Source organism: Actinacidiphila sp. bgisy160 (assembly GCF_057707815.1).
In genome coordinates, this window is record NZ_JBYIQW010000013.1 from 68,671 (window position 1) to 92,456 (window position 23,786).

Consider the following 23,786-nt stretch of genomic DNA (forward strand, 5'->3'; position numbering starts at 1 on the left):
CGCGCAGCGGCGGCAGGCGGGCAGCTGCGATGTGCAGGGCGAGCGCGGGCGCGACAGCAACAGCAACAGCAACAGCAACAGCAACAGCGACAGCGACAGCGACAGCGACCAACAGTCCTCGCTGCCGCCGCGACCACACGTACAGCGTCGGCCGATCCGAGCATGCGCCGCCTCCCGCCCGGTCGTCAGCCGGCCGAGCCCATCCTGCGACTCGGCTTACCGGCCCTCCCGCACCCGGGCGGATCGATCGAGAAGGGTCACCCGGAAGGCGGTGTGCCCGGGGCGGCTGGTGACCTCGACGGTGCCGTGGTGGGCGGTGACGATCGCGTGGACGATCGCGAGTCCGAGGCCGGTGCTGCCCGTGCTGCGCGAACGGGCCTGGTCGGCTCGGACGAAGCGGGTGAAGACCTCGGGCTGGAGTTCCGCCGGGATCCCGGGTCCGTTGTCGCTGACGGTGAGACGGGCGCCGTCGGCGTCCGAGGTGAGGGCGACCGTCACTTCCGTACCGGCGGGAGTATGGGTGCGGGCGTTGGCCAGGAGGTTCCCGAGGGCCTGCTGTAGACGGTGGCCGTCTCCGGGCACCACGACGGGTTCCTCGGGAAGGTCCAGGACCCAGCGGTGACCGGGTCCCGCGGCGCGGGCGTCGTCGACGGCGTCGAGGACCAGCCTGGTCAGGTCGACGTGTTCGTGCTCGAGCGGGCGTCCCGCGTCGAGACGGGCCAGCAGCAGGAGGTCGTCGACGAGGTGCGTCATGCGCTGCGACTCGGACTGGATGCGTTCGAGGGCGTGGCGGATGTCGGCGGGGACGGGGCCCCCGTGGCGAAGGGCGAGTTCGGCGTGGCCCCTGATGTTCGCGACGGGGGTGCGCAGTTCGTGGCTGGCGTCGGCGGCGAAGTGCCGGAGCCGTTCCTCGCCGGCCTGGCGCCGGACCAGGGCGTCCTCCACATGCCCGAGCATGTGGTTGAGCGCGGCGGCGACCTGGCCGACCTCGGTGCGCGGGTCGGTGTCCGGCAGGGGCCGTGGCATGGCGACCTCGCCACTGGCCAGGGGCAGGCGGGCGACAGCGGACGCGTGCTCGGTGACCCGGTGCAGGGGGCGCAGGCTGACCCGGACCCAGAGGGTCCCGGCGATGCCCGTGGCGAGGAGTGCCGCGCCGAAGACCACGGCTTCCACGGCTTCGAGGCGGTGCAGCGTCGCTTCGACGGGGTGCAGGGGAAGTCCGGTGAGCAGTACGTCGCCGTCGTCGCCGCGTACCGCCGTGACGCGGTACGCGCCGAGCGAGGCGATGCGGATGCTGTGTCCCCTTCCGTCGGCCGGGACGCGGGCCAGGGCGTGGCGGTCGCCGGCGGAGAGCGCCAGGGGCCGGTCGGCCGCGTCGTCGACCACGGCGGCATGGGTGACGTCGCCGCCCAGCAGGCGGGCGCCGAAGGTCGCGTCGGCCTGCCCCCGGGTGTCGGGGCGGTTGTCCGCGTCGGGCGTCCTCTCGTGTTCCAGGCTGGCCGCGAAGCGCCCGCCGGCGGCCGTGAGCTGCTCGTCCAGTCGTCCCAGCAGGAAGCCCTTGAGCGCGAGGACGGTGGTCACACCGACGGCGGCGCACGCCACGGCCAGCAGGACGAGGAGCCCGGCGGTGAGCTGCCCCCGCAGGGTGCGGGGAGGAAGTCGTCTCATGGCGCCTCGGACTTGAGGACGTATCCGACGCCTCGGACCGTGTGGATCATCGGGGGGCGTCCCGCGTCGATCTTCTTGCGCAGATAGCTGATGTAGAGCTCGACGACATGGGCCTGGCCACCGAAGTCGTACGCCCAGACCCGGTCGAGGATCTGGTTCTTGGACAGCACCCTGCGCGGGTTGCGCATGAGGAACCGCAGCAGCTCGAACTCGGTCCGGGACAGTTCGACCAGGGTGCCGGCCCGGCGGACCTCCCGGGCCTCCTCGTCCATCGTGAGGTCCCCGACGACCAGCCGGTTCACGTCGGTCCCGGCGGTCATCCCGGCCCGGCGGAGCAGACCCCGCAGCCGGGCGATGACCTCCTCCAGGCTGTAGGGCTTGGTCACGTAGTCGTCGCCGCCCGCCGTGATGCCCGCGACGCGGTCCTCGACCGCGTCACGCGCCGTCAGGAACAGCACGCACACGCGGTCGGCGTCGCGCCGCAGCTCTCGCAGGACGTGCAGGCCGTCGACGTCGGGCAGCATCCAGTCAAGGACGACCGCGTCGGGCCGGAAGCCCCGGGCGGTGGTGAGCGCGGACGCCCCGTCGGCGGCCGTCCGTACCTGGCAGCCCTCTGCGGCCAGGGCGGCGGAGAGCACGTCGGTGACATCGGGCTCGTCGTCGACGACCAGGACGCGCACGGGGCTCCCGTCGGGGCGGTGCATGCCGGGGGGTGCTGTTCGGCTGTCTTCCATGGTGAGTACAGCATCCCTCGCGCACGCGCCCCCGCGGGCCCGGGGCACCTCTGCGTTTCCTCTGAGTTCCCGCTGGGCCGCCCGGATCAGAGGAAACACAGAGGTTGGGTGGCGATGCTGGGGCGCCCGACGACGATGACGCTCCTGGGAGCCCCATGGCCACCACCTCCACCACCACGCGCACCGGTCGCGGACTGCACCACCGGCGGCCGCGCCGCAGTCCCGTCCCGCTGCTCGCGCCACTCGCGATCTGGGCGGGCGCCGCGGGGGTCCTGGCGCTGTGGTGGGCCGATACGACCTCGGTGGTCGGTCCGGCGGGCTGGCTCACCGGTGCGGGCCGCATCACCGGCCTCGTGGCCGGATACGCCTGCGCGGTCCTGCTCGTCCTGATGGCCCGCGTCCCCCTCATCGACCACGGTGTCGGAACGGACCGGCTCGCCCGCTGGCACGCCTGGGGCGGACGCTGCACCGTCTCGCTGGCCCTCGCCCACACGCTGCTGATCGTCTGGGGCTACTCCGCCGCCACCCACACCTCCTTCACGAGGCAGACCACGACACTCGTCCTGGACTATCCGGATCTCCTGAAGGGCACCGCCGGGTTCGTGTTGTTCGTCGCGACGGGCGCGCTCTCCGCGCGGGCCGCCCGCCGCAGGATGAGCTACGAGACCTGGCACTACCTGCACTTCGCCACCTACCTGGCGATCTTCCTCGCCTTCGGGCACCAGCTGTCCAACGGAGCGGACTTCGTCGGCGACCGGGCCGCCCAGGCCGCCTGGTACGCCCTCTACGCCGGCGCCGCCGCCCTGGTCGCCTGGTACCGCTTCGCCGTCCCGCTCCGGCGCGGGCTGCGGCACAAGCTGAAGGTCGTCGCCGTCCACCCCGAAGCACCCGGGATCGTGTCGGTCCATCTCGCCGGTGAGCACCTGGACGAGCTGGGCGGCGCGCCGGGACAGTTCCTGCGCTGGCGCTTCCTCGCCCGCGGGCTGTGGTGGACCGCCAACCCCTACTCGCTGTCCGCCCCGGCCCACCCCCGGCACCTGCGCATCACGGTGAAGGCCGCGGGCGGCCACAGCGCCGCCCTGGCCCGGCTGGCCCCGGGCACCCGTGTGTGGGCGGAAGGCCCCTACGGCGCGTTCACCGCGGACCGGCGCACCGCCTCGCGGGTCCTCCTCCTGGCGGGCGGGGTCGGCATCACTCCGCTGCGGGCCCTCTTCGAGACCCTGCCCGGCCCGGTGACCCTCGTCTACCGAGCACGCCGACCGGAGGACCTCGCGCTGCGCGGCGAACTCGACGCGATAGCGCACCGGCGCGGCGCCACGGTGCACTACGTGGTCGACGACCCCGCCCGGTACCACTCCCCCCTGACCGCGCAGGCGCTGTCCGCTCTCGTCCCCGGGCTGGCCGGTCACGACGTCTACCTCTGCGGCCCGCCGCCCATGACGGAAGCCGCCGTACGGGCCCTGCGCGAGGCGGGCGTTCCCGCCCGCCGCATCCACCACGAGTCGTTCGCGTTCTGAGGAGAACCGCATGCGCCGCGCCGTGCTCACCACCACCGGGGCCAGTGCCCTGATCCTCGGGATGCTCTTCCTCAAACCCCACCAGCCCTCCGTGGCGGCGGGTGGTCCCGCCCCCTCGTCGGCGTCGCGCACGCCGCAGCGGTCGGAGCCGGCGCCCACCGGCGGCCACGGCGCCGCCACCGGCACCTTCACCGGTATGCCAGTCGGCACCCCCTACGGAACGGTGCAGGTGGCCGCCACGCTCGCCGACGGGAAGATCACCGCCGTCCGGGTGCTCCAGGCGCCCGACGAGAACGGCAGGGACCGGCAGATCGCCTCCTACGCCCTGCCCCGCCTCACGCAGGAGGCCCTCGGTGCCCAGAGCGCCCGCATCGACGCCGTTTCCGGGGCGAGCTACACCAGCCAGGGGTACGTCCAGTCCCTGCAGAGCGCTCTGGACCGGGCCCGTGCGTGATCCCGCCCGCGGACTGCACCACGTCGAACACGTCATGGGCACCGTCTTCTCCTTCGACGTCCGGGACCGGGCCACGTCCGCGATCCGCGCCGGCCTCGACCGTGCCGTCCGCCATGTGCACACCGTGGACGCCGTCTTCTCCACGTACCGGCCGGAAAGCGCCGTCAGCCGGCTCGGCCGCGGCGAGATCGGCCTCGCCGACTGCCCAGCCGAGGTGCGCGAGGTGCTGGATCTGTGCGCCCGGGCGACCCACGACAGCGACGGCTGGTTCAGCATCACGGCCGGCGGCACCCTCGACCCCTCGGGCCTCGTCAAGGGCTGGGCCACCGAGAACGCCTCCCGGATACTCCACGAGGCCGGCGCACACCACACCTGCGTCAACGGAGGCGGCGACATCCGCCTGCGGGGCCAGGCGGCCCCCGGCACACCATGGCGCATCGGCATCGCCGACCCGCTTCGCCCGGGAGCGCCGGCCACCGTCGTGACCGCGAGCGGCGACCTCGCCATCGCCACCTCCGGCACCGCCGAGCGAGGCGCCCACATCCTCGACCCGCACGACGCGGGGCCCGCCACCGAGCTGGTCTCCCTCACGGTCATCGGCCCGGGCCTGACGATGACCGACGCCTACGCCACCGCGGCCTTCGCCCGCGGCAACGGATCCCACGCCTGGCTGGAGGCACTGGACGGATACGAGGCGCTCGCCGTCCTCCCCGACGGCCGCACCTGGCGCACCTCGGGATTCGCCGCCCACGCCCCCTGAGCACCGCGCACCCGTGGCGGCGCTCGCTCGGGGTTCATGGGGCGGGCAACTGCCGTTGCACAACCGTGGGGAAAGCGCAAGTGTGGAAGAAGAAAGAAAGGTACGACCGACTACCGCTTGGAGCTTGCCATGCAAGCGAGAAAGAGCGACCTGTACGCGCGTGACCTGACCCAGGCGCACTGGGTCAAGAGCACCGCATGTCCCTATGGCTACAGGCCCCGCTGCGTCGAGGTAGCCGACCTCGGTGACGGATCCGTGGCCATCCGTGACTCCGCCCGCCCCGAACTGCCGCCCCTGCGGTTCGACGCAGAGGAATGGGCAGCCTTCCGGGACGGCGTACGACAAGGCGAATTCGGGTAGAACGACGCACCATGAAAGATCCGGGCCGGCGGTTTCCCCTGCCGGCCCGAACCGTGCCCGCCCCCTGTCAAGTGGGCCGACGCCCGGGCCGGGCGCTCGTTCACCTCGTCGGGACAAGCCGGGCCTGAAGGCGCATCGCCAGGTAGCCGAGTGCGGACAGGCCGCAGGCGATGCCGAGGTCCGCCGGCGACAGCGGATCGGTTCCCAACAGCACGCGCAACGGCGGCAGGTAGACCCCTGCGATCTGCAGGGCGAGGGCGGCCGCGACGGCGACCAGCAGGAAGGGGTTGGCCCAGCTGCCGTGGCGGGCCCGGGATGCGAGGGCGATGCCGAGCTGGGTGGCGCCGAGGACGAGGAAGACGATCGTCTGCCAAGGGCGTCCGGTGCCGTGGGCCCAGATGCCGGTGAGCAGTGTGACGGCGGTGACGAAAAGGCCCATCGGCAAGATCCGCCACCACAGCCCGGCGCCGAGCACACTCTCGCCTGGTGGCCGGGGTGGGCGGCGCATGACCGCGGGGTCGGCGGGCTCGGCGCCGAGCGCGACCCCGGGCAGGCCGTGGGTGAGCAGGTTGATCCACAGGATCTGGGCGGGCAGCAGCGGCAGCGGCATGCCCAGGAAGGGGCCGAGGAGCATGACCAGGATCTCGGCCGTGCCTCCGCACAGGGCGTAGAGCAGGAAGCGGCGTACGTTGGCGTAGACCCGGCGGCCTTCCTCGACGGCGGAGACCACCGTGCCGAGGTCGTCGTCGGCCAGTACGAGGTCGGCTGCCTGCCGGGCCACCTCGGTACCGCGGCGTCCCATGGCGACACCGATGTCGGCCTGGTGCAGGGCCGGGCCGTCGTTGACTCCGTCTCCGGTCATGGCGACCACATGTCCGGTGCGCCGCCATGCCTGGACGATGTCGAGTTTCTGCTCGGGGGTGGTACGGGCGTAGACCCGGGCGTCAGTGAGGTTCCTCACGGTCTCGTGCCTGATGTCGCCCCCGGTGGTCACGGCGGCCCCGTCTGCGCCGCCGAGCATGCCGAGGCGGGTCGCGACAGCGCCCGCGGTCAGCGGATGGTCTCCGGTGATCATGACGGGGACGATCCCGGCGGTGCGGCAGGCGGCGACGGTGTCTGCAGCCGTGCGGCGGGGCGGGTCGAGGATGGCGACGAGACCGAGCAGCGGCAACCGTCCGGTCTCCCAGTCGGCGGGGGTGCCGGGCGAAGGGCGCGGGCTGCGGTCCCCGGCCGCGACGGCGAGCACCCGGTAGCCCTGGCGTGCCAGCTCGTCGGCCCGGTTGGCGGCCGCGGTGAGCACATGAGGGCCATCGTCCAGGATGCCGGCTCGCAGCATCACCTCCGGTGCGCCCTTGGACACGACGAGGCAGCCGCCGTGCGGTCCGCGGTGAACGGTGGTCATCCTTTTGCGGCCGCTGTCGAACGGCACCTCGTCGATGCGTGGCAGTTCCCGTGCGAGTGCCGACCGGTCCAGGCCCAGCCGTGCGCCGGCGACGAGGAGGGCGGCCTCGGTGGGGTCACCCAGGGCGTGCCAGGCCGTGTCGCCGTCAGTGCCGGACGGCGGCTGCAGCCCGGCGTCGTTGCACAGCAGGGCGGCACGCAGCAGGCGGGCCAGGTCGGGTGCGTCGTCCGCGGTGACAGCGGCGCCGTCCCGCACCACCTGGCCGGCCGGGTCGTAGCCGCTGCCGCGTGCCTCGGCCTCGCCGACCGGTGTCCACAACCGTTCCGCGACCATCCGGCCCTCCGTGAGGGTGCCGGTCTTGTCCGTGGCGATGACGGTGACGGAACCCAGCGTCTCCACGGCCGGCAGGTGGCGGACGATGGCGTTGCGGGCGGCCATCCGCCGGGCGCCCAGGGCGAGGCCCAGGGTGACGACGGCGGGCAGGGACTCGGGGACGGCCGCGACGGCCAGGCTGATCGCGGCGACGACCATGAGCTCCACGGGCTGTCCGCGCAGCAGCCCGATCGTGAGGACCACGGCGCACAGCACGACGGTGACGGCGGCGAGGACCCGGCTGAAGCCGGCGAGCCTGCGTTGCAGTGGGGTCGGCCCGGGTGCCGTACCCATCAGGGAGGCGATGCGGCCGGTTGCACTCGCGGCTCCCGTGGCGGTGACGACGATCGCGCCCCGGCCACGTACGACGACGGTGCCCGACGCCGCCGTGCCGCCGGCGTCCTTGTCCACCGGGACGGACTCGCCGGTGAGTGACGACTCGTCCACCAGAAGTGCCGCCGCCTCGACCACCTCGCCATCCGCGGGCACGATGTCCCCCTCCCCCAGCAGCACCACATCCCCGGGCACCACGTCCACCGCCCGGATGCGGCGCTCCTCACCGTCGCGGACGACGCGGGCCGCGGGTGCGCTGAGCGCCGTCAGCGCCGCGACGGCACGTTCCGCACGGACTTCCTGGGCAACGCCGACAGCCGTGTTGACGGTGATGACGAGCAGGATGACGCAAGCGTCCGTAAGGTCGCCTGTGGCCAGGGTGAGGACAGCGGCCACGAGCAGGACCAGGATCAGCGGATCCCGCAACTGCTGTGCCACGCGACGCCGCAGAGGAGCCGGTGGTGGCGGCGCCACCTCGTTGGCGCCGTACCGGACGAGCCGCTGCTCCGCCTCCCCCTGCGGGAGCCCTTTCAGGGCCGGCGTCGTGTCGTGGTTCGTGCCCAGTCCCACGGGATCACCTCGTCCGGGCCAGCTGCACGTCACGGTATGTACCGGGTCGACAACCCCATCATGGCGGCCCGGTGGAACCATCACCTGGTGATCGCCGCGAGTTCGGTGGCGCCGTCGTCGGGCGGCTCCTTCAGGACCGTCCAGGCCACAGGTCCCAGGAGATCGGCCAGATGCTGGAAGACGTCGAGGAAGAGGTCGTCGACGGTGAGCACCCCCACCAGTCGGTGACCGTCCAGGACCGGCAGACGTCGCACGCCGCAGCGACGGAACGTCCGGTAGGCGTCGGCGATGTCGTCGGTGACGTCCACCGTGGTCACCGGCGCCGACATCAGCTCCGAGACCGGCGTGTCCGGGTCGGCGCCCTGTGCCAGGCAGCGCACCACCAGATCGCGGTCGGTGACGATCCCGAGCAGCCGGCCGGCCTCGGCAACGAGGACGGATCCGACTGCCGCGTCCTCCATGCGCAGCGCTGCCTGCCGCGCGGGGGTCCGGGCAGGCATGGTGATGACCGGTGTGTTCATGAACTGGGAGACCTTCACGGTGTGCTCCCGGTGCCGGTGGTGAGGTCGAAGGTGACCTCGGGCGGTGCCCCCAGGGTGTTGTGGACGGTGCAGTGCCGGGCCACGGCAAGCAGTCCGGCGGCGCGCTCGGGCGGCAGGCCGGGAATCGTCACTCGCAGGCCTACGGTGCCGATGCGGGCGGTGGGGCCGGGCGCCTGGGTGAAGCGGGCGCTGACGTGCAGCTCGTCGCCGGGCAGGTGGTGCCGGTCCAGGTAGCGGCCGGCGTAATGGGCGACGCAGGAGGCGAGGGACGCCACGAACAGTTCCACTGGGGTGGGGCCTTCGTCGGTCCCTTCCGCGGTGAGCGGCTGGTCGGTGTCGATCCGGTGCCCACGTACGACGGTCGCGTAGTGGTCTCCCCTGATGCGGCGCACCTCCAGCGGACCGTCACCGTGCCCGGCCGGTTCGTCTCGTCGCGCTTCCTCCTCCTCGACGGCGCGGGCCTGCGTTGTCAGCAGACCGGCCAGGCTATGTGCCTCGGCGGGCGTCAGGCTCGCCCAGCTTCGCTGTTCACCGAAGCACTCTTGCGGAAGGTCCAGGATGATCCGCCCCGAGCCGACGGGCAGCTCAGCGGGGTCGAACCGGGACACGGTGATCTCGCAGCCGCCTCGGGTGCGGATCGGGGCCGGGCCGGTGGAGAGCCGGTCGTGCAGCATCGCAGCCTCCCTCAGTCGTGCCTTCCTTTTCCAGCAGACCGCCGCAGCCCCGGGCAGCACAGAGGGCGTTGGGCCCCTCCACGGGGCCGGGTGGCCCCATGGCAGCAGGTGCCGGTGCTTCCGAGACCGGTGCGGGAGGGCTTGTCCGTCCTTCGCCGAAGGAGGCGGCCATGAGTGTCAGCGCCGGCGCAGGCGGCGCGGATGATGGCCCTGCACCGCGTGAAGCGGCTGCCCGTGGTCGACGCCGACGGCGCGCCGCAGGGCGTGGTGAGCCGGGGCGACCCGCTCAAGGTGTTCCTCCGCACCGATGAGGACATCGCCCGTGAGGTTCGGGGATCGGGGATCGTCGTGGTCGGGCTCCTCCCCGAGACGTGGCAGTCCGTGGCCATCGGGGGGTGGCCGACGGGATCGTGGCGGTGAGTGGACTGCTCGCCGACCGGTCCCTGGTAGCGGTCGTGGCACGGATGGTGCGCTCCGTGGAGGGTGTCGTCGATGTGCGCTTCGACCCCACCACGAGCCGGGTGTGACGTCTCCTCAGGCGTTGCTTCGTTGGCGGTCGAGCCGCTGATTCCTCCGGTGTCGGTACGCGGATCCGGCATTCCGGCATTCCGGCATCGGTCAGGAGCGGTCGGCGAGCCGGTCGGACCCCGTGACGGGTCCGACCGGCCCAAGCGGCGGTCTGGCGCCGCGCACGAACCTGGCAGCAGGACACGAGTGCACCCGAAGGAGGGGAAGGCCATGAAGGCGTGGGTTTTCCAGGAGCCGGGGCAGGCCCGCTGGCAGGAGGTGCCGGATCCGCGGATCAAGGACGCCGGCGACGCGGTCGTCCGCGTCGACGCCGTCACCATCTGCGGCACCGATCTGCACATCCTCAAGGGAGACGTGCCGGACGTGCGCCCCGGCACCGTGCTGGGGCACGAGGCGGTCGGCGAGGTCGTCGAAACCGGTACCGCTGTCACGACGGTGCGTCCCGGAGACCGCGTCCTGATCTCCTGCATCTGCGGGTGCGGCCGGTGCCGCTTCTGCCGCGAAGGCGCCTACGGGCAGTGCGTGGGCGGTGGAGGCTGGGTGCTGGGGCACCTGATCGACGGAACGCAGGCCGAGTACGTGCGCGTGCCGTTCGCCGACGTCTCCCTCCACCCGCTGCCCGCCTCGGTGAGCAGCCAGGACGCGGTGCTGCTCACCGACATCTTCCCCACGGCCTACGAGGTGGGCGTCCTCAACGGCCACGTGCGGCCCGGCGACGTCGTGGCCGTCGTCGGCGGCGGTCCCATCGGGCTGGCCGCGATCATCACGGCCCGGCTGTACTCCCCCGACCGGATCATCGCGATCGACCTGGCGGAGGCCCGTCTGGACGCGGCCAAGCGCCTTGGGGCCGAGGCCGTCGCCAACGCCGCCGAACAGCCGGAGCGGCTGGTCCACGACCTGACCGATGGACTCGGTGCCGACGTGGTGATCGAGGCGGTGGGCGTTGCGGACAGCTTCGAGCTGTGCACGCGCATCGTCCGGCCGGGCGGCCACCTGGCCAACGTCGGCGTGCACGGCGCGCCGGCCACCCTCCACCTGGAGGACCTGTGGAGCAGGAACGTGACCATCACCACCGGGCTGGTGGACACCTACTCGACCCCGGTCCTGCTACGCATGATGGCAGCCGGACGCCTTCCTGCCGCGTCCTCCCTCGTCACCCACGCCTTCGAACTCCACGACATGGCGGAGGCCTACGACGTATTCGGACGAGCGGCCGACACCGCGGCGCTCAAGGTCGTGCTCGGCGGCCCGCAGCACACCGCGGTGGCCCTCACCGGCTGAGTCTCGGGGAAAGGAGCTGACCGGTCATGACGAATCACTCCACGGCCACCGCGCCGGGGGACCTCGGGCGGCGCATCGCGATGCGCCGTGAGGAGCTGGGGCTGTCCTGGGAGGACGTGGCGGCCCGCACGGGCATCGCTCCGGGCTATCTGCGGTACGTCGAGCAGGATTCCACCGCCGCTCCCGGTATGGCGACGCTGCGCGGGCTGGCCATGGCGCTGGACACCAGCGTGTCCGCCCTCAGCGGCGGCGAGGCCGCTCTGCCGCCCGGCCGCGGGCAGGCGGCGGCCCGCGCGGAACTGGTGGAACTGCGCAGCGAGGAGTGCTGGGACCTGCTGTCCTCGCACGGCGTGGGAAGGCTCGCCCTGCCGATGCCCGAGGGACCGACCGTGCTGCCGGTCAACTACTGCGTCGCGGACGGCACGATCGCCTTCCGCACCTCTGCGGCCGCCACCCCCGCCGAAGCCACCGACACCAAGTGCGCCTTCGAGGTCGACGAGGTGGACGACACCCTGAGCCAGGGCTGGAGCGTCCTGGTCCGCGGCATGGCCCACACCGTCACCGACCCCGCGGCCGTCCGGCGGCTGAACGAGCACGCCTACACCGGGCCGTGGGCCGGCGGGGACCGCGACCTGTGGATCCGCATCACCCCGCAGAGCGTGACGGGCCGCCGCATCGTGGTCGGCTGACACGACGACGACACGCCCATGACCGACACCGGGATCAGCCCACACGAAGGGCTCCACATGCCACACGGGGAGGTCGTCGTGGGAGTGGACGGATCGGATCCCGCCGTGCGCGCCCTGGACCGGGCGGCCGACGAGGCACACCGGCGCGACACCGTCCTGCGGATCGTGTTCGCGCTGCCGTGGCCCGATCCGGGCGAGGTCGGATCCATCGGCTGACCGCACGCTCCGGGCAGGGCCGCGGCGGCAAGGCAAGCCGGTACCGGCCGGGCCCCACAACAGGCCGGTCGGCCCCAGCGCCCGGCCGTCGCCAGAGCACAGGCTGAAGGTGAAGGGCGCCGGACGGCCGCCCGCCAGATCCCCCGCCGCCGCGACACGGCGGGTTGCAGCAGGGAGGGTCATGATGACCACCGCAACCACCACCGGCCTACTGGATGCGCTGCCGCCGCAGGCCCGCGAGCGCCTGAGGCAACTGGGCCGCGAGGTGTCCTTCGCGGCCGGGGCACGCATTTTCGAAGAGGGACAACGCGCCGACCGATTCTGGGTCATCCACACCGGTTCGGTCGCCCTGGACCTGCACGTTCCCGGCCGGCAAGCCGCCGTGGTGGAGACCCTCGGCCACGGCGACCTGCTCGGCTGGTCGTGGCTGTTGCCCCCGTACAGCTGGCATCTGGGTGCCCAGGCGCAGAGCCCGGTGCGGGCGGTGGAGTACGACGCGACGATCGTGCGGGCGCTGTGCGAGGCGGATCCGGTCTTCGGCCGGGCCGTGTCCCGCCGGGTGGCGGAGATCGTCGCTCACCGCCTCCAGCACACCCGTACCCGTCTGCTCGACCTCTACGGGCCTGCCGGCAGCACAACCGACCGCTGAGACGGGCACGTGCCCCGAGGAGGACCCATGCATGGCAGCCCGCACATCGTGTCCGATGTGATGACCGAGGCCGTCGTCGCCGTCGGCCGGAACGCCTCGTTCAAGGAGATCGTCACGACGATGGAGCACTGGAAGGTCAGCGCCCTGCCCGTTCTGGAGGGTGAGGGCCGGGTGGTCGGTGTGGTGTCCGAGGCGGACCTGCTGCCCAAGGAGGAGTACCGCGACAGTGCCCCTTCCCGCGGCGAGCAGATGCGGCGGCTGGCGGATCTGGGCAAGGCGGGCGCCACCACCGCCGACGAGCTGATGAGCGCGCCTGCCGTGTGCGTGCACGCCGACGCCACGTTGGCTCAGGCGGCACGGGCCATGGCCTTTCGGCACGTGAAACGGCTGCCGGTCATCGACGGGGAGGGGATGCTGTGCGGGATCGTCAGCCGGGGCGACCTGCTGAAGGTCTTCCTGCGCCCGGACGAGGAGATCGCCGAGGAGGTGGACCGCGAGATCGTCGCCTACCTGTTCCCCGGTGAGCCTTCGGCGGTGCGGGCCCGCGTCGAAGAAGGCGTCGTCCACTTCTCCGGCAGGCCGGGGGACCCGTCGCTGATGCCGGTGGCGTCCCGGTTCGCCCGCGCGGTGGAGGGCGTCGTCGACGCCGTCTGGGACTGAGACGCAGTCTGGGACTGAATCGCCGAGCGCCGGGCCCTTCTACGGCGCGCGTGCTGTCAGGCCCTCCGGTGGGCCCATACAGGCTCGACCTCGGCCCACTCCCGGTCCCACGCCTGCGCGCGATGGCGGTGGACGCGGACCCGGACGGCCCAGCGGCCCGCGAGGACCAGCCCGCAGGCACCGATGGCGGCGAAGACGCCGAACACCTGGCCCTGCATCTGGGCCTGCACCGGGGTGAGCGGCGGTTCCCGAAGCTCGTCGTCGCTGTCCACCCAGACACCTGTGGTGGAGCCGGCCTGGGTGTTCGGGTCCACCCGGGCGCTGCCGGTGTGCTCGGCTCCACCGGGCGCGGTCCACCTCACGCTGGCATGCACCTTGCCGGTGGAGGCGGTGTAGTCGTTTTCCACCGCGTCGGCGGCCTTCTCGGTCACGACAGCCGTCACCTGGCGCAATCCCTGACTCTGGCGGAGCGCGTCGTCTTCCACGGCGACAGCCGTCACGGCACCGGCCGCCGGGCCGCCGACGGCGATCAGCACCGCGGTTGCCACTCCCGTCCATGCCTCCGCGACATCCGTTCCGCGTCGCAGCGGATTGCGCCTCCAGCGCCAGAACCTCACCGAGTCACCCATGGCCGTTTCCCCCTTTCCCTGTGGTGACGGTCGCACGGGGCCAGGCCGCGAAGCAGGGGCCGAAAAGACCGTCCGGGTGGGCCGGGCAGGCCGTTCTCGCCCGCCCGTGGGACCGATCGGCCCTGGTGCGGACACCGCAATGGGGGCACGCTCAACAAAGGGGGAGCTTCCTGGATCTCTGATCTCTGTCCAGGGCCTCGCGACAAGGAGGTGAGCGGCATGGCATCGAATCCGTTTCCGGCCGCCCCGGGTGACCTGGGGCGGCGCGTGGCCAAGCGGCGCGACGAACTCGGGCTGACCCGTGAGGAGGTCGCGGCCCGGTCCGGGATGGCCACCAGTTATCTGCGGTTCATCGAGGAGCAGTCCACCGCGGCTCCCGGCCTGGGCACGCTGGGGACCCTCGCCGCCGCGCTGGACACGACGGTCGTGGCGCTCAGCGGAGGCGAGGCCGACCTTCCACCCGGCCGCCTCGGTCGCGCCTCGTCGCACGCACGACTGCTGGAGCTGAGTCCCGAGGAGTGCTGGGCGCACCTGAACCGTCATGGCGTGGGCCGGGTCGCGGTGACCACTCCCGGCCGCGAGGCCATCCTGCCGATGAACTACAGCGTGATCGACCGGTCCGTCGTCTTCAGGACCGCACCGGACTCGGGCCCCGCCGAGGTCGTCGGGACCGAAGTCGTCTTCGAGGTGGACCACGTGGACGAGGCCCTCAGCCAGGGCTGGAGCGTCCTGGTCCGCGGCCGCGCCCACCGGGTCGAGGACCCGGAGACCCTGCACCACCTCGCGAAACGCGTGTACAGCGGGCCGTGGCCGGGGGACGACGACCGCAGCATGTGGGTGCGGATCGATGTCGAAGCAATCAGCGGACGCCGCATCGACGTCCCCTGACCTGCCCGCTCCGTCACCGATGGGTCCGTTCGGCCCTGGCGTGCGGGGGGCTTGTGGGCGACGATCGCAGGGTCATGGGACCACAGCACAGCGAGACAGGGCAGGGGGCCGGCATGACCGGTGCAGGGCAGTTCTCACCGCAGACGCCGATCCGGGTGTTCCTGGTCGACGACCACGAGGTGGTGCGGCGGGGCGTGCACGACCTGCTCGACGCCGAGCCGGACATCGAGGTCGTCGGGGACGCCGGCACCGTGGACCACGCACTGGCCCGCGGGCCCGCCCTGCGGCCCCACGTGGCGATCCTGGACGTGCGCCTCCCGGACGGCGACGGCATCAGCATCTGCCGTGAACTACGCTCGCGCATGCCGCAACTGGCCTGCCTGATGCTCACGTCCTTCGACGACGACGACGCCCTGCTGGACGCCATCATGGCCGGCGCCGCCGGCTACGTGCTGAAACAGATCAAGGGCTCCGACCTGGTCTCCGCGGTCCGGACGGTGGCCTCGGGCCAGTCCATGCTCGACCCCGCCACCACCGCCCGGCTCATGAGCAGTCTGCGACAGCAGGACGAACCGCCCGAACCGCACGACCAGGCACTGGCCGCACTCACCCCCCGCGAGCGGGAGATCCTGGAACTCATCGGCGAGGGACTGACCAACCGGGAGATCGGCAAACGGCTGTTCCTGTCCGAGAAGACCGTCAAGAACCACATCTCCCGAATGCTGTCCAAACTCGGCGTCGAGCGCCGCATCCAGGCCGCCGTGCTCGCCACACAGCACCAGCCCTCCGGCGGGGACGCCGGCTCCCACAGCTGAGACCGCGCCACACGGCCCCCGCCGCCGGGACGACCGGCCCCTCCGTCTACCGGCTCACGGGTACGCGCCATTCCAGTCGGGTACCACCGGAGGCCCGCGCCTGAGCGGTGAATGTCCCGCCGAGCTTCTCCGCCCGTTGGGCGAGGTTGGCCAGGCCGCTGCGCCGGCCGCCTTCGGGCAGTCCCACGCCGTCGTCGGTCACGGTCAGGGTCAGGGTTCCGGAGCCGACCACCAGAGCCACCTCGGCTGAGCCTGCGTGGGCGTGCCGGGCGACGTTGGACAGTGCCTCGCCGAGTACCGCGACGGCCTCGTCGGCCACGGAGGCGGGTACGTCGGTGTCGATGAGGCCCTCCATGCGCAGCGCGGGGGTGAACCCGAGGGCGGGCACGGCCTCCTCGACCACCTTGGCGGTGCGCACCCGCAGACCCTGCCGGGCCGGGCCCATGTCATGGGCGCGCAGCCCGAAGATCGTCGAGCGGATGATCTTGATGGTCTCGTCCAGGTCGTCCACCGCGCGCAACAGTCGTTCGCTCGCCTGTGGGTGGTCCACGAATCGTGCCGCGCTCTGCAGGGTCATGCCGGTGGCGAACAGCCGCTGGATGGCCAGATCGTGCAGGTCCCGGGCGATGCGGTCGCGGTCCTCGAGCTGGGCCAGCTGCTCCGCTCCGCGGCGCCGCTCGGCCAGTTCCATGGCGAGTGCGGCCGATCCGGCGAACGCCAGCAGGAGCGCTGTCTCGGTGTCGGCGAACTGCGGCCCGCCCTGGGCGCGGGCCAGCAGCAGTGCGCCGCGCACCCCCTGGGGGGTGCTCATCGGGACGGCCACCGCGGGACCGAGCCCGGCGAACCGGGGCGGGCCCGCGGTAATGCGCGGATCGTGTGCGACGTCCGGGCTGGTGATCGGTTCCCTGGCCTCCATGGCGGCACCCGCGAACGATCCCTCGCGGGGCAGAGTGAGGCCACGGTGCATGTCCGCGTCGGTGCCGGTGGCGATCGCCACCTTGATGTCCGTCGTCCCGTCGACCGGGCGGGCCACCACGCCGAGGTCCGCGCTCGTGATGCCGCGGGCGTGCTCGACGATCAGCTCCAGGACGCGCGACTCCTCGACCCCCGACAGCAAACTCGCAGTGATCTCCGCGTTCGCCTCCAGCCATCGCTGCCGGGACCGGGCCTCCTGGTAGAGGCGTGCGTTGTCGATGGCCACGCCGGCGGCGACGGCGAGGGTGGACAGCACGGTCTCGTCCTCGTCGTCGAACTCCTTGCTGCCGCGTTTCTCGGTCAGGTACAGGTTGCCGAAGATCTCATCGCGGACCCGGATCGGCACTCCGAGGAACGAGTGCATCGGGGGATGGTTGGCGGGGAAGCCGTACGAGGCCGGGTGCTGGGAGAGTTCCTCCAGGCGCAGCGGTTCCGGGTGCCGGATGAGTTCACCGAGGATGCCGTGCCCGGATGGCAGGGGGCCGATCGCCTCGGCCTGCTCGTCCGACACGCCGACCGTCAGGAACTGGGCGAGTTTCGCGTCGTCGCCGATCACCCCGAGGGCTCCGTACTCGGCGTCCACGAGTGCGACCGCCGCCTCCACGATCCGGCGCAGCACGTGCGGTAGGTCCAGTTCCCTGCCGACGGACAGGACCGCCTCCAGCAGGCTGTGCACCCGGTCCCGGGTGCCGCGCACCGCGTCGATGCGCACCTGCAACTCGTCCAGGAGTTCGTCGAGCCTCAGCCGGGGCAGGCGCTCGGCGCCCTCGCTGCCTTCCATCCCCACGGATCCTCCATCCGGCGCAGCAGCAGCTCTGACCAGCTTCAACATAGCGGGATCCGGACCGCCTCGAACGCTCTCCGCCGCCATTCGGCCAGATGACGGTAGCCGGACGCTCCCGTCGCTTCGCCTGCGCCGGACCCGGGGGCGGGCCGGGGCCCGGTCACCGTCGACTCGATGTCCCGCTTCCACAAGTTGGGCGCGGGCCACGTACATCGCGCTGGGCGTCCGTTCCTCCTGCTCGCCACGCAGGTACCGGATCCGGCGTCGACCGCTCGTTCACGCGAGCAGCCCCGCGCCATGGCCGGTACGCCCCCTGATGCGCCAACCGACCGCCGTAGCAGGGACGTTCGGCCCCCTACGGGTGGGCCTTCGGCCCACGGCGGGGCACCTCATCTCGCGGGACAGTGAGCACGAAACGAATCCACCACGTTCACGCCTCCACGGATCGGAAGGAATCGGCACCATGGCCATCCAAGGACACCCCCAGCGGCACACCGGCTTCCGCCTCCCCGCACGGCGCAAGGCCGCCGTCACAGGCACCGCCCCGTCCGGCGAGGCTGCCGCCACGGCCGCCACGTCCGCCACCTCCGCCCGCGCGTACGTCTTCGCGGTCCTGCGCGTCCTGACCGGTTTCGTCTTCCTGTGGGCCTTCCTCGACAAGGCCTTCGGCCTGGGCTACGCCACCGGTTCCGGCAAGGGCTGGATCGACGGCGGCTCGCCGACCAAGGGCTTCCTCAGCGGCGTCGCGGCCGGCCCGATGCGGTCCGCCTTCCACGACTGGGCGGGCGCCGGGTGGGCGGACTGGCTGTTCATGCTCGGGCTGCTCGGCATCGGCGTCGCCGTCCTGAGCGGTGTGGCCCTGCGGGTCTCCGCCCTGGCCGGGACCGTGATGATGGCCCTGATGTGGGTCGCCGAGTGGCCCCCGGCCCGGCACCTGGCCGACGGATCGCCCAGCATGTCGACCAACCCGTTCGCCGACTACCACCTGATCTACGCGGTCGTGCTGGTCGCCCTCGCCGCCGCCTCCGCCGGCACCACCTGGGGCCTGGGCCGCGTCTGGGCCCGGCTGCCCCTGGTCCGTGACCACGCCTGGCTCCGCTGACACCCATCGCACCGGCACCACCGCGTCGTCAGCACCCCGCCTCTGCCGGACCTCACCGAGTCGTCGCCGCCCGGTCGGCGGGATGGGCCGACCGGGCCCCTGCGGGGACCTGCGGCCCATCCCGCCGGCCGGGCCATCGAGGAACACTGAGAGCAGAGGCCAACCACCTGCCTCGCCCCGACTCCCGCAAGGAGGTCATCGCCATGGTGCGTTGTGTCCTCGCCGGTGTGGACGGTTCCCCCGAGAGCCTGGCGGCCGCCGACTGGGCGGCCAGGGAGGCTGCTCTGCGTGGTCTGCCCCTGCGGCTGCTGCACGCCTGGGAGTGGCAGGCGTACGCCAACGCACCGCTTGCCGGGCCGGTCGCCATGCGCGCCTGGGCCGCTGCTGTCCCCAGGGATGCGGCCACCGCCCTGCGCGAGCGGTACCCGCAGTTGGAGATCACCTCCGAGGAGATCGCCGGGCAGCCGGTGGCGGTCCTCGCGGCCGCCGCCGGCCAGGCCGAGGTGATGGCGCTCGGCTCCCGGGGCCTGCACGGCATCACCGGCTTCCTCGTCGGCTCCGTGGCGCTGGCGGTCATCGCCGCCGTGCACCGCCCGGTCGTCCTGGTCAGGGCCGGGAAAACAGCCGCGCACGAGCACCTGCCGGACGCCGACGGGCGGGCATCGGTCGCCACGGCGTACCGGGATGTCGTCCTCGGCCTCGACCTGGACCGGCCCCACGAAGACTTGCTCGCCTTCGCCTTCGACGCCGCCACGGATCGGGCTGCCCGCCTGCAGGTCGTCCACGGCTGGACCCTGCCGCCGAACGTGCACGGCTCCGGCGTGGTCCTGCCGGATCTGATCAAGGCGGCGACGTCGGAACGCGACGCGGCGCTCACCGAGGCCCTGCGCCCGTGGCTGCTGAAGTACCCCGAGGTGGACGTCCACGCCCACCAGGTCATCGGCCGGGCGGCGGACCACTTGGTGAACGCCTCCGCCGACGCCTGCCTGGTCGTGGTCGGCCGCCGCATCCGCCGCTCGGCCATCGGCAGCCACATCGGTCCGGTCACGCACGCGGTCCTGCATCACAGCGCCGCGCCGGTGGCCGTCGTCGCTCACCCCTGACCCGACCCGTTCACCGCCCAGGCTGCCAGGAGTGGAACTGAAAATGACGCAGTACGCCACGCAACCCAGGTCGTGCCGCTGTGGTGATCATCATTTTGGCCGACCGGGTGACAGTCGTCGCTTGGAACGGGGGCACGGATGAGCGGCATCGCGGGACAGAACACTGAGGGCAGCAGCGCTCGCTCGGCACATCCCTCGGCGAACGCCGAGGCCCTGGACAAGTTGCTGGTGGCTGCCATCCGCCAGGCGGTGGTCGAGTTCGACGCGGTGGCCGGGATCGCCTACCTACTCGAGGACGACGGCGAGTGGCTGAGCGCCGCGGTGATCGGCGGTACGCCGCCGGCCGTCTTCAATATGCCAGAGCGCATGCCGCTGCATGGGCCGCGGGCCTCAGCGCTGGCGTGCCGGACCGGAAGGACGACCGCCATCGGAGAACCGGGCGTTCGTCCGGACGACGTGGGCCCCGTCCGGGCACCGTACGCAGTGGTGGCCGTACCCCTGGCCGACCCGGACCACCGGTACGGGGCGCTGGCGGTCAGCCGGATCCCCTGGAGGGACGGCGTTCTCAGCGAAGACCAGCGTAAGAGGCTGCGGGAAGTGGGCGAGAACTTGACGCGCGAGCTGGCAGTCCTGGCTGCAGGCGGAACGGCGATACGGCCGGGGAGGCAACCGCTGATCTTCCCTGTGTTCAAGCCACGCAGCCCCCTTACCGAACCTGCGACCCGGTGGGGACTGCCCGATGTACCCGGCTCGGCCGGCCTGAGCTGGATCTACCAAGTCCTCAGGCTGGCCGACGAACTGAACTCGGTGGTGACCCCGCACGGAGTCGTGGAAGCCGCCCGGTCACGAATGATGGGCACTCTCGGTGCGCAGAGTCTCATCGTGACGGTCGTCGCCGACGGCAGGCTGTGGGTCGTCGGACACTCCGGCCCGGTCTCGGAAGCGGTCAGGCAGCTCCACGGATCCAGCGCTGTCAGGAACAGGGCTACTCCTGTGGCCGACGTCCTGCGCGGCTCCGACCCGTACTTCTTCCCACAGCGTGCTGACCTGCTCACGGCCTACCCCGACGCGCAGAACGACGGCAATCAGGCGTGGGCACACCTGCCCATGCGGGCGAGCGGGCACCCGGTCGGTGTCTGCTCCCTCGGGTGGGCAGAGCACCGGCGTTTCGGTGCGGAAGCACAGGCAGTGATGATGATGATGGCCGATTCGCTCGGCCAGGCATTGGAACGGGCTCTCCTGAGCGAAGGCGAGCACGCTCTCGCCGAGAGCCTGCAAAGGCGGCTGCTGCCCCGCGCCCTGTCCGACCTGCCGGAGGTGGTCACCACCGCTCGTTACCTGCCCGCTCCCTCCGGAAACAGCGGCGGGGACTGGTACGACGTGGTCGCCCTGCCGTCCGGAGGCATCGGGCTGGTCATCGGTGACGTCGAGGGCCACTCCATCGAAAGCTCCGTGGTCATGGGGCAGATGCGCAGCGCAGTACTCGCGTACGTCAGCGAGGGCCACCGCCCGGAAGCGGTGCTGACACGCGCCGGCACCATGCTCACTCAGTTGGAGAGCGAGCTGCTGGCCACGTGTTGTGTCGTCTATCTGGATCCGGCCGACGAGACGGCCGAGGTGGCCCTGGCCGGTCACCCGGCGCCGCTGATCCGTGGTCCAGACGGCACTATCGAAACGCTTGACACACTCATCGGCGTTCCCCTGGGCGTGCCGTCACCCGTGCCCTATCAGGCCTTTGAGGCGACCCTCTCAGCGGGGACGGTGCTTTTTCTGTACACCGACGGCCTCAGCAAGGCACACGGGCCTGACGCGGTCACCAGTGCGGGCAGGATGCTCGCCTCCGCCGGCCGCAAGGGCGCCGAACACTGCCTGGAGGACCTTGCGGACCGTCTCACGTCCATGGTGCCCTCTCCCCCTGAACGCAGAGACGATGTCGCCCTCCTCCTCGCCCTCTGCGCCGGCACAGGACCACAGCACCGGGCCAACCGGATGGAGATCCAGCGGCACGATCTGCACGGCGTCAAAGCCGCCCGCGAGTTCGTCAGAGACTGCCTGAGGAGCTGGCATCTGGAAGCGATGACGGACGACCTGGAACTCATGGCGTCGGAAGTCGTGACGAACGCCCTGACTCATGCCGACAGTTACGTCGAGCTGCGGCTGCGTCTGCAGCCGGATCGGATCCGCCTCGAGGTCCGTGATAGCGACGTGACACCACCGCTTCCCTCCTCCCTCTCAGCTCGCGAGGAGGAGAACGCTCAGGCAGAACACGGCCGCGGCCTGATCATCGTGGACGCTCTCGGCGAGTGGGGAAGTTCGCCCAGCGGCCGCGGCAAAGTGGTCTGGTGCGAAATCGCCCTTCCCCGTTGAATCCTGGACACGCGGGCGCAGGCCGTTGTCCTCACGGCCGGCGCCGCTCACTGGGGTGCGTCAGTGACTTCTCGCACTGCCTGGCTCACTGATCAGACGTCCTGTCGATGAGATGGGCCAGTGCTGCGGGCAGTTCCACGGCGATACGGAGCCCGCCGTCCGGGCGCGGGATGATGGTGAGGGTGCCGTCGTGCACCTCGGTGATCCGCTTGACGATGGCGAGCCCGAGGCCGACCCCCGAGTGGTCGCTGTGCGTGCGCTCGGTGGCGCGTTGGAACGGTTCGGTGAGCGTCGCGACCACCTGCGGAGGGAGCTTCTCGCCGGTGTTCTCGACCGTGAGCAGCACGCTCTCGACGCCCACGCCGGTCTCGACCCGCACGGAGCCCTTGTCGGGCAGGTTGTGGACGATCGCGTTGTGCACGAGGTTCGTCGTCAGCTGCAGCAGCAGCGCCGGCGAACCGAAGCCCGTGGCGATGTCACCGGAGGTCTCCAGGGCGACACCGCGCTTCTCGGCGAGCGGGAGCAGCGTCTCGGCGGCCTCGTCCACGAGAAGCGACAGATCGACCGGCTCCCGGGTGAAGGACCGCTGTTCGGCCCGGCTGAGCACGAGGAGCGCCTCTGTGAGGTCGATGGCCCGGGTGTTGACGGTGTGCAGTCGGTCGAGAAGCTCGCTGAGATCCTGCGTCGGATCGTTGCGCGCCACGTCGAGGAGCGCCTGGGAGATGGCCAGCGGCGTACGCAGCTCGTGGGAGGCGTTGGCCGCGAATCTCCGCTGCTCCTCGAGGTGCGCCCCGAGCCGACCGAGCATCGTGTCGAAGGCGTCGGCGAGTTCACGGAACTCGTCCTTGCGTCCCGGCAGCCTGATCCGGTGGGACAGCGAGCCCTTCGTGGCCAGGCGGGTGGCATCCGTGATGCGGGTCAGGGGGGCGAGCATCCGGCCGGCGAGCAACCAGCCTCCGACGAGGCCGAAGAACAGCAGGAACACCATGACCGACGCCGCCTTGGGGGCGAACTCGTGCAGGAGGCGGGATCGGATAGGGAAGACACCGCTGAGGGCGCCGGGGTCCTGGTTCGTGAGCATCGCGCGCTCGGGGACGTACGCCAGGAGGAACATCCAGACCGCCGCGAGCAGCAGAGTGCCCGCCACCATGAGGAAGCCCGCATAGCTGAGGGTGAGCTTGATCCGGACACTGAACCCGGGCTGCCTATCCACAGTCGCCTCCTCCGGGCTGGATGTCGATGCGGTACCCGGCACCGGGCACGGCGGTGATCAACCAGGGCCCGTCCAGCCGCCTGCGCAGCGCCGAGACCGCGCCCCCGCTGGGTCCGGAGATGTCCCGGTCCAGGACGGCGCTGTCGTACGCGCTGACGCTCAGCAGCTCCAGAGCGGTGTCGCCGTCGCCCTCGATATCCGCCGCGATTACTTCGAGGCGCAGCCCGTCACGGATGGCCTTCGCCCTATACGGCTCGTCCTCGACGATCAGCACTCGCATGGTTCGAGGCTACGAGCCGCCACATATCGTGGGCATATCGAAAACCGCCTACGCACCCGCGCTCCAGGGCGCGGGCCTCAGGCCCCGCGTACCCGCAACACCGCTTTCTTTGACTTCGGGGCGTGAACCGCCGTGGACCCGTCACCGCTCGTACATCGGCCCGCTCGGTCCGCATGTCCTGCCGTACTCGAACGATCGCCGCCCTTGCCGTCATCGGCGCG

General features: G+C 71.8%; 22 protein-coding genes and 2 pseudogenes. 15 read left to right on the plus strand and 9 right to left on the minus strand.

Annotated elements, in window-relative coordinates; genetic code table 11:
* Positions 1-216: 216 nt before the first annotated feature.
* Positions 217-1,668, minus strand: a complete 1,452-nt coding sequence (locus tag AC3EUJ_RS13865; RefSeq protein WP_431961471.1) for a sensor histidine kinase — start codon at positions 1,666-1,668, stop codon at positions 217-219.
* Entirely contained in the window at positions 1,665-2,402 is a 738-nt protein-coding gene (locus tag AC3EUJ_RS13870; RefSeq protein WP_431961472.1) for a response regulator transcription factor, read from the minus strand. Before AC3EUJ_RS13870 ends, AC3EUJ_RS13865 begins: the two co-directional genes overlap by 4 nt.
* Before the next feature lie 155 nt (positions 2,403-2,557).
* Between AC3EUJ_RS13870 and AC3EUJ_RS13875 the strand changes: the two genes are divergently transcribed.
* The 4 genes from AC3EUJ_RS13875 (at position 2,558) to AC3EUJ_RS13890 (ending at position 5,493) form a co-directional block, all read left to right on the plus strand.
* Entirely contained in the window at positions 2,558-3,919 is a 1,362-nt protein-coding gene (locus AC3EUJ_RS13875) for a ferredoxin reductase family protein (protein ID WP_431961473.1), read from the plus strand.
* Between the two features lie 10 nt (positions 3,920-3,929).
* Positions 3,930-4,373 carry an FMN-binding protein gene (locus tag AC3EUJ_RS13880; RefSeq protein WP_431961474.1) on the plus strand — a complete coding sequence of 148 codons (444 nt, stop codon included), beginning with the start codon at positions 3,930-3,932 and terminating at the stop codon, positions 4,371-4,373.
* Between the two features lie 34 nt (positions 4,374-4,407).
* The gene (locus AC3EUJ_RS13885; RefSeq protein WP_431961548.1) at positions 4,408-5,133 is read left to right on the plus strand and encodes an FAD:protein FMN transferase; all 726 of its coding nucleotides are present in this window, start codon (positions 4,408-4,410) and stop codon (positions 5,131-5,133) included.
* Between the two features lie 129 nt (positions 5,134-5,262).
* Positions 5,263-5,493, plus strand: coding sequence for a DUF397 domain-containing protein (locus AC3EUJ_RS13890; protein ID WP_431961475.1), 231 nt, complete (start codon positions 5,263-5,265; stop codon positions 5,491-5,493).
* 100 nt (positions 5,494-5,593) lie between these two features.
* On the opposite strand, the gene AC3EUJ_RS13895 is transcribed toward AC3EUJ_RS13890, so the two are convergent.
* The 3 genes from AC3EUJ_RS13895 to AC3EUJ_RS13905 form a co-directional block, all read right to left on the minus strand.
* Entirely contained in the window at positions 5,594-8,170 is a 2,577-nt protein-coding gene (locus tag AC3EUJ_RS13895; protein WP_431961476.1) for a cation-translocating P-type ATPase, read from the minus strand.
* Between the two features lie 80 nt (positions 8,171-8,250).
* On the minus strand, positions 8,251-8,691 hold the full coding sequence (locus tag AC3EUJ_RS13900) for a CBS domain-containing protein (protein WP_431961477.1): 441 nt from the start codon (positions 8,689-8,691) through the stop codon (positions 8,251-8,253).
* A 14-nt stretch (positions 8,692-8,705) separates the two neighbouring features.
* Positions 8,706-9,386: an OsmC family protein gene (locus AC3EUJ_RS13905; RefSeq protein WP_431961478.1), complete on the minus strand. Its 681-nt coding sequence runs from the start codon at positions 9,384-9,386 to the stop codon at positions 8,706-8,708.
* Between the two features lie 186 nt (positions 9,387-9,572).
* On the opposite strand from AC3EUJ_RS13905, the pseudogene AC3EUJ_RS13910 reads away from it, so the two are divergent.
* From AC3EUJ_RS13910 to AC3EUJ_RS13935, 6 genes and pseudogenes are all read left to right on the plus strand, one after another.
* Positions 9,573-9,913, plus strand: a pseudogene (locus tag AC3EUJ_RS13910) (CBS domain-containing protein); the annotation flags it as partial.
* A 211-nt stretch (positions 9,914-10,124) separates the two neighbouring features.
* Complete coding sequence (locus AC3EUJ_RS13915) at positions 10,125-11,195, plus strand: alcohol dehydrogenase catalytic domain-containing protein (protein WP_431961479.1); 1,071 nt, start codon at positions 10,125-10,127, stop codon at positions 11,193-11,195.
* 26 nt (positions 11,196-11,221) lie between these two features.
* The gene (locus AC3EUJ_RS13920; protein WP_431961480.1) at positions 11,222-11,884 is read left to right on the plus strand and encodes a helix-turn-helix domain-containing protein; all 663 of its coding nucleotides are present in this window, start codon (positions 11,222-11,224) and stop codon (positions 11,882-11,884) included.
* A gap of 18 nt (positions 11,885-11,902) precedes the next feature.
* Positions 11,903-12,100: a universal stress protein gene (locus AC3EUJ_RS13925; RefSeq protein ID WP_431961481.1), complete on the plus strand. Its 198-nt coding sequence runs from the start codon at positions 11,903-11,905 to the stop codon at positions 12,098-12,100.
* A 184-nt stretch (positions 12,101-12,284) separates the two neighbouring features.
* On the plus strand, positions 12,285-12,749 hold the full coding sequence (locus AC3EUJ_RS13930) for a Crp/Fnr family transcriptional regulator (protein WP_431961549.1): 465 nt from the start codon (positions 12,285-12,287) through the stop codon (positions 12,747-12,749).
* 27 nt (positions 12,750-12,776) lie between these two features.
* Complete coding sequence (locus AC3EUJ_RS13935) at positions 12,777-13,409, plus strand: CBS domain-containing protein (RefSeq protein ID WP_431961482.1); 633 nt, start codon at positions 12,777-12,779, stop codon at positions 13,407-13,409.
* Positions 13,410-13,465: 56 nt separating this feature from the next.
* Here AC3EUJ_RS13935 and AC3EUJ_RS13940 read toward each other — a convergent pair whose 3' ends face one another.
* The gene (locus AC3EUJ_RS13940) at positions 13,466-14,038 is read right to left on the minus strand and encodes an Rv1733c family protein (protein WP_431961483.1); all 573 of its coding nucleotides are present in this window, start codon (positions 14,036-14,038) and stop codon (positions 13,466-13,468) included.
* Positions 14,039-14,257: 219 nt separating this feature from the next.
* Between AC3EUJ_RS13940 and AC3EUJ_RS13945 the strand changes: the two genes are divergently transcribed.
* Both AC3EUJ_RS13945 and AC3EUJ_RS13950 read left to right on the plus strand, forming a co-directional pair.
* The gene (locus tag AC3EUJ_RS13945) at positions 14,258-14,926 is read left to right on the plus strand and encodes a helix-turn-helix domain-containing protein (RefSeq protein WP_431961484.1); all 669 of its coding nucleotides are present in this window, start codon (positions 14,258-14,260) and stop codon (positions 14,924-14,926) included.
* Positions 14,927-15,039: 113 nt separating this feature from the next.
* A complete protein-coding gene (locus tag AC3EUJ_RS13950) occupies positions 15,040-15,741 on the plus strand; it encodes a response regulator (protein WP_431961485.1) in 702 nt (233 codons plus the stop codon).
* Positions 15,742-15,787: 46 nt separating this feature from the next.
* Here the strand turns inward: AC3EUJ_RS13950 and AC3EUJ_RS13955 are convergent, their stop codons facing one another.
* Positions 15,788-17,497, minus strand: coding sequence for a sensor histidine kinase (locus tag AC3EUJ_RS13955; RefSeq protein WP_431961486.1), 1,710 nt, complete (start codon positions 17,495-17,497; stop codon positions 15,788-15,790).
* Positions 17,498-17,963: 466 nt separating this feature from the next.
* Between AC3EUJ_RS13955 and AC3EUJ_RS13960 the strand changes: the two genes are divergently transcribed.
* From AC3EUJ_RS13960 to AC3EUJ_RS13970, 3 genes are all read left to right on the plus strand, one after another.
* Positions 17,964-18,602, plus strand: coding sequence for a hypothetical protein (locus tag AC3EUJ_RS13960; RefSeq protein WP_431961487.1), 639 nt, complete (start codon positions 17,964-17,966; stop codon positions 18,600-18,602).
* Between the two features lie 203 nt (positions 18,603-18,805).
* Entirely contained in the window at positions 18,806-19,705 is a 900-nt protein-coding gene (locus AC3EUJ_RS13965) for a universal stress protein (RefSeq protein ID WP_431961488.1), read from the plus strand.
* Positions 19,706-19,843: 138 nt separating this feature from the next.
* Positions 19,844-22,072: a SpoIIE family protein phosphatase gene (locus tag AC3EUJ_RS13970; protein ID WP_431961489.1), complete on the plus strand. Its 2,229-nt coding sequence runs from the start codon at positions 19,844-19,846 to the stop codon at positions 22,070-22,072.
* 85 nt (positions 22,073-22,157) lie between these two features.
* Here AC3EUJ_RS13970 and AC3EUJ_RS13975 read toward each other — a convergent pair whose 3' ends face one another.
* Both AC3EUJ_RS13975 and AC3EUJ_RS13980 read right to left on the minus strand, forming a co-directional pair.
* Complete coding sequence (locus AC3EUJ_RS13975; RefSeq protein ID WP_431961491.1) at positions 22,158-23,285, minus strand: sensor histidine kinase; 1,128 nt, start codon at positions 23,283-23,285, stop codon at positions 22,158-22,160.
* A 91-nt stretch (positions 23,286-23,376) separates the two neighbouring features.
* Positions 23,377-23,565: pseudogene (locus tag AC3EUJ_RS13980) on the minus strand (response regulator); the annotation flags it as partial.
* Positions 23,566-23,786: the final 221 nt, after the last annotated feature.

Excerpts from the sequence above, each read along its gene's own strand:
- AC3EUJ_RS13865 (WP_431961471.1), bottom strand. The coding sequence starts at position 1,668 with ATGAGACGACTTCCTCCCCGCACCCTGCGGGGGCAGCTCACCGCCGGG.
- AC3EUJ_RS13870 (WP_431961472.1), bottom strand. The coding sequence starts at position 2,402 with ATGGAAGACAGCCGAACAGCACCCCCCGGCATGCACCGCCCCGACGGG.
- AC3EUJ_RS13875 (WP_431961473.1), top strand. The coding sequence starts at position 2,558 with ATGGCCACCACCTCCACCACCACGCGCACCGGTCGCGGACTGCACCAC.
- AC3EUJ_RS13880 (WP_431961474.1), top strand. The coding sequence starts at position 3,930 with ATGCGCCGCGCCGTGCTCACCACCACCGGGGCCAGTGCCCTGATCCTC.
- AC3EUJ_RS13885 (WP_431961548.1), top strand. The coding sequence starts at position 4,408 with ATGGGCACCGTCTTCTCCTTCGACGTCCGGGACCGGGCCACGTCCGCG.
- AC3EUJ_RS13890 (WP_431961475.1), top strand. The coding sequence starts at position 5,263 with ATGCAAGCGAGAAAGAGCGACCTGTACGCGCGTGACCTGACCCAGGCG.
- AC3EUJ_RS13900 (WP_431961477.1), bottom strand. The coding sequence starts at position 8,691 with ATGAACACACCGGTCATCACCATGCCTGCCCGGACCCCCGCGCGGCAG.
- AC3EUJ_RS13905 (WP_431961478.1), bottom strand. The coding sequence starts at position 9,386 with ATGCTGCACGACCGGCTCTCCACCGGCCCGGCCCCGATCCGCACCCGA.
- AC3EUJ_RS13915 (WP_431961479.1), top strand. The coding sequence starts at position 10,125 with ATGAAGGCGTGGGTTTTCCAGGAGCCGGGGCAGGCCCGCTGGCAGGAG.
- AC3EUJ_RS13920 (WP_431961480.1), top strand. The coding sequence starts at position 11,222 with ATGACGAATCACTCCACGGCCACCGCGCCGGGGGACCTCGGGCGGCGC.
- AC3EUJ_RS13925 (WP_431961481.1), top strand. The coding sequence starts at position 11,903 with ATGACCGACACCGGGATCAGCCCACACGAAGGGCTCCACATGCCACAC.
- AC3EUJ_RS13930 (WP_431961549.1), top strand. The coding sequence starts at position 12,285 with ATGACCACCGCAACCACCACCGGCCTACTGGATGCGCTGCCGCCGCAG.
- AC3EUJ_RS13935 (WP_431961482.1), top strand. The coding sequence starts at position 12,777 with ATGCATGGCAGCCCGCACATCGTGTCCGATGTGATGACCGAGGCCGTC.
- AC3EUJ_RS13940 (WP_431961483.1), bottom strand. The coding sequence starts at position 14,038 with ATGGGTGACTCGGTGAGGTTCTGGCGCTGGAGGCGCAATCCGCTGCGA.
- AC3EUJ_RS13945 (WP_431961484.1), top strand. The coding sequence starts at position 14,258 with ATGGCATCGAATCCGTTTCCGGCCGCCCCGGGTGACCTGGGGCGGCGC.
- AC3EUJ_RS13950 (WP_431961485.1), top strand. The coding sequence starts at position 15,040 with ATGACCGGTGCAGGGCAGTTCTCACCGCAGACGCCGATCCGGGTGTTC.
- AC3EUJ_RS13955 (WP_431961486.1), bottom strand. The coding sequence starts at position 17,497 with ATGGAAGGCAGCGAGGGCGCCGAGCGCCTGCCCCGGCTGAGGCTCGAC.
- AC3EUJ_RS13960 (WP_431961487.1), top strand. The coding sequence starts at position 17,964 with ATGGCCATCCAAGGACACCCCCAGCGGCACACCGGCTTCCGCCTCCCC.
- AC3EUJ_RS13965 (WP_431961488.1), top strand. The coding sequence starts at position 18,806 with ATGGTGCGTTGTGTCCTCGCCGGTGTGGACGGTTCCCCCGAGAGCCTG.
- AC3EUJ_RS13970 (WP_431961489.1), top strand. The coding sequence starts at position 19,844 with ATGAGCGGCATCGCGGGACAGAACACTGAGGGCAGCAGCGCTCGCTCG.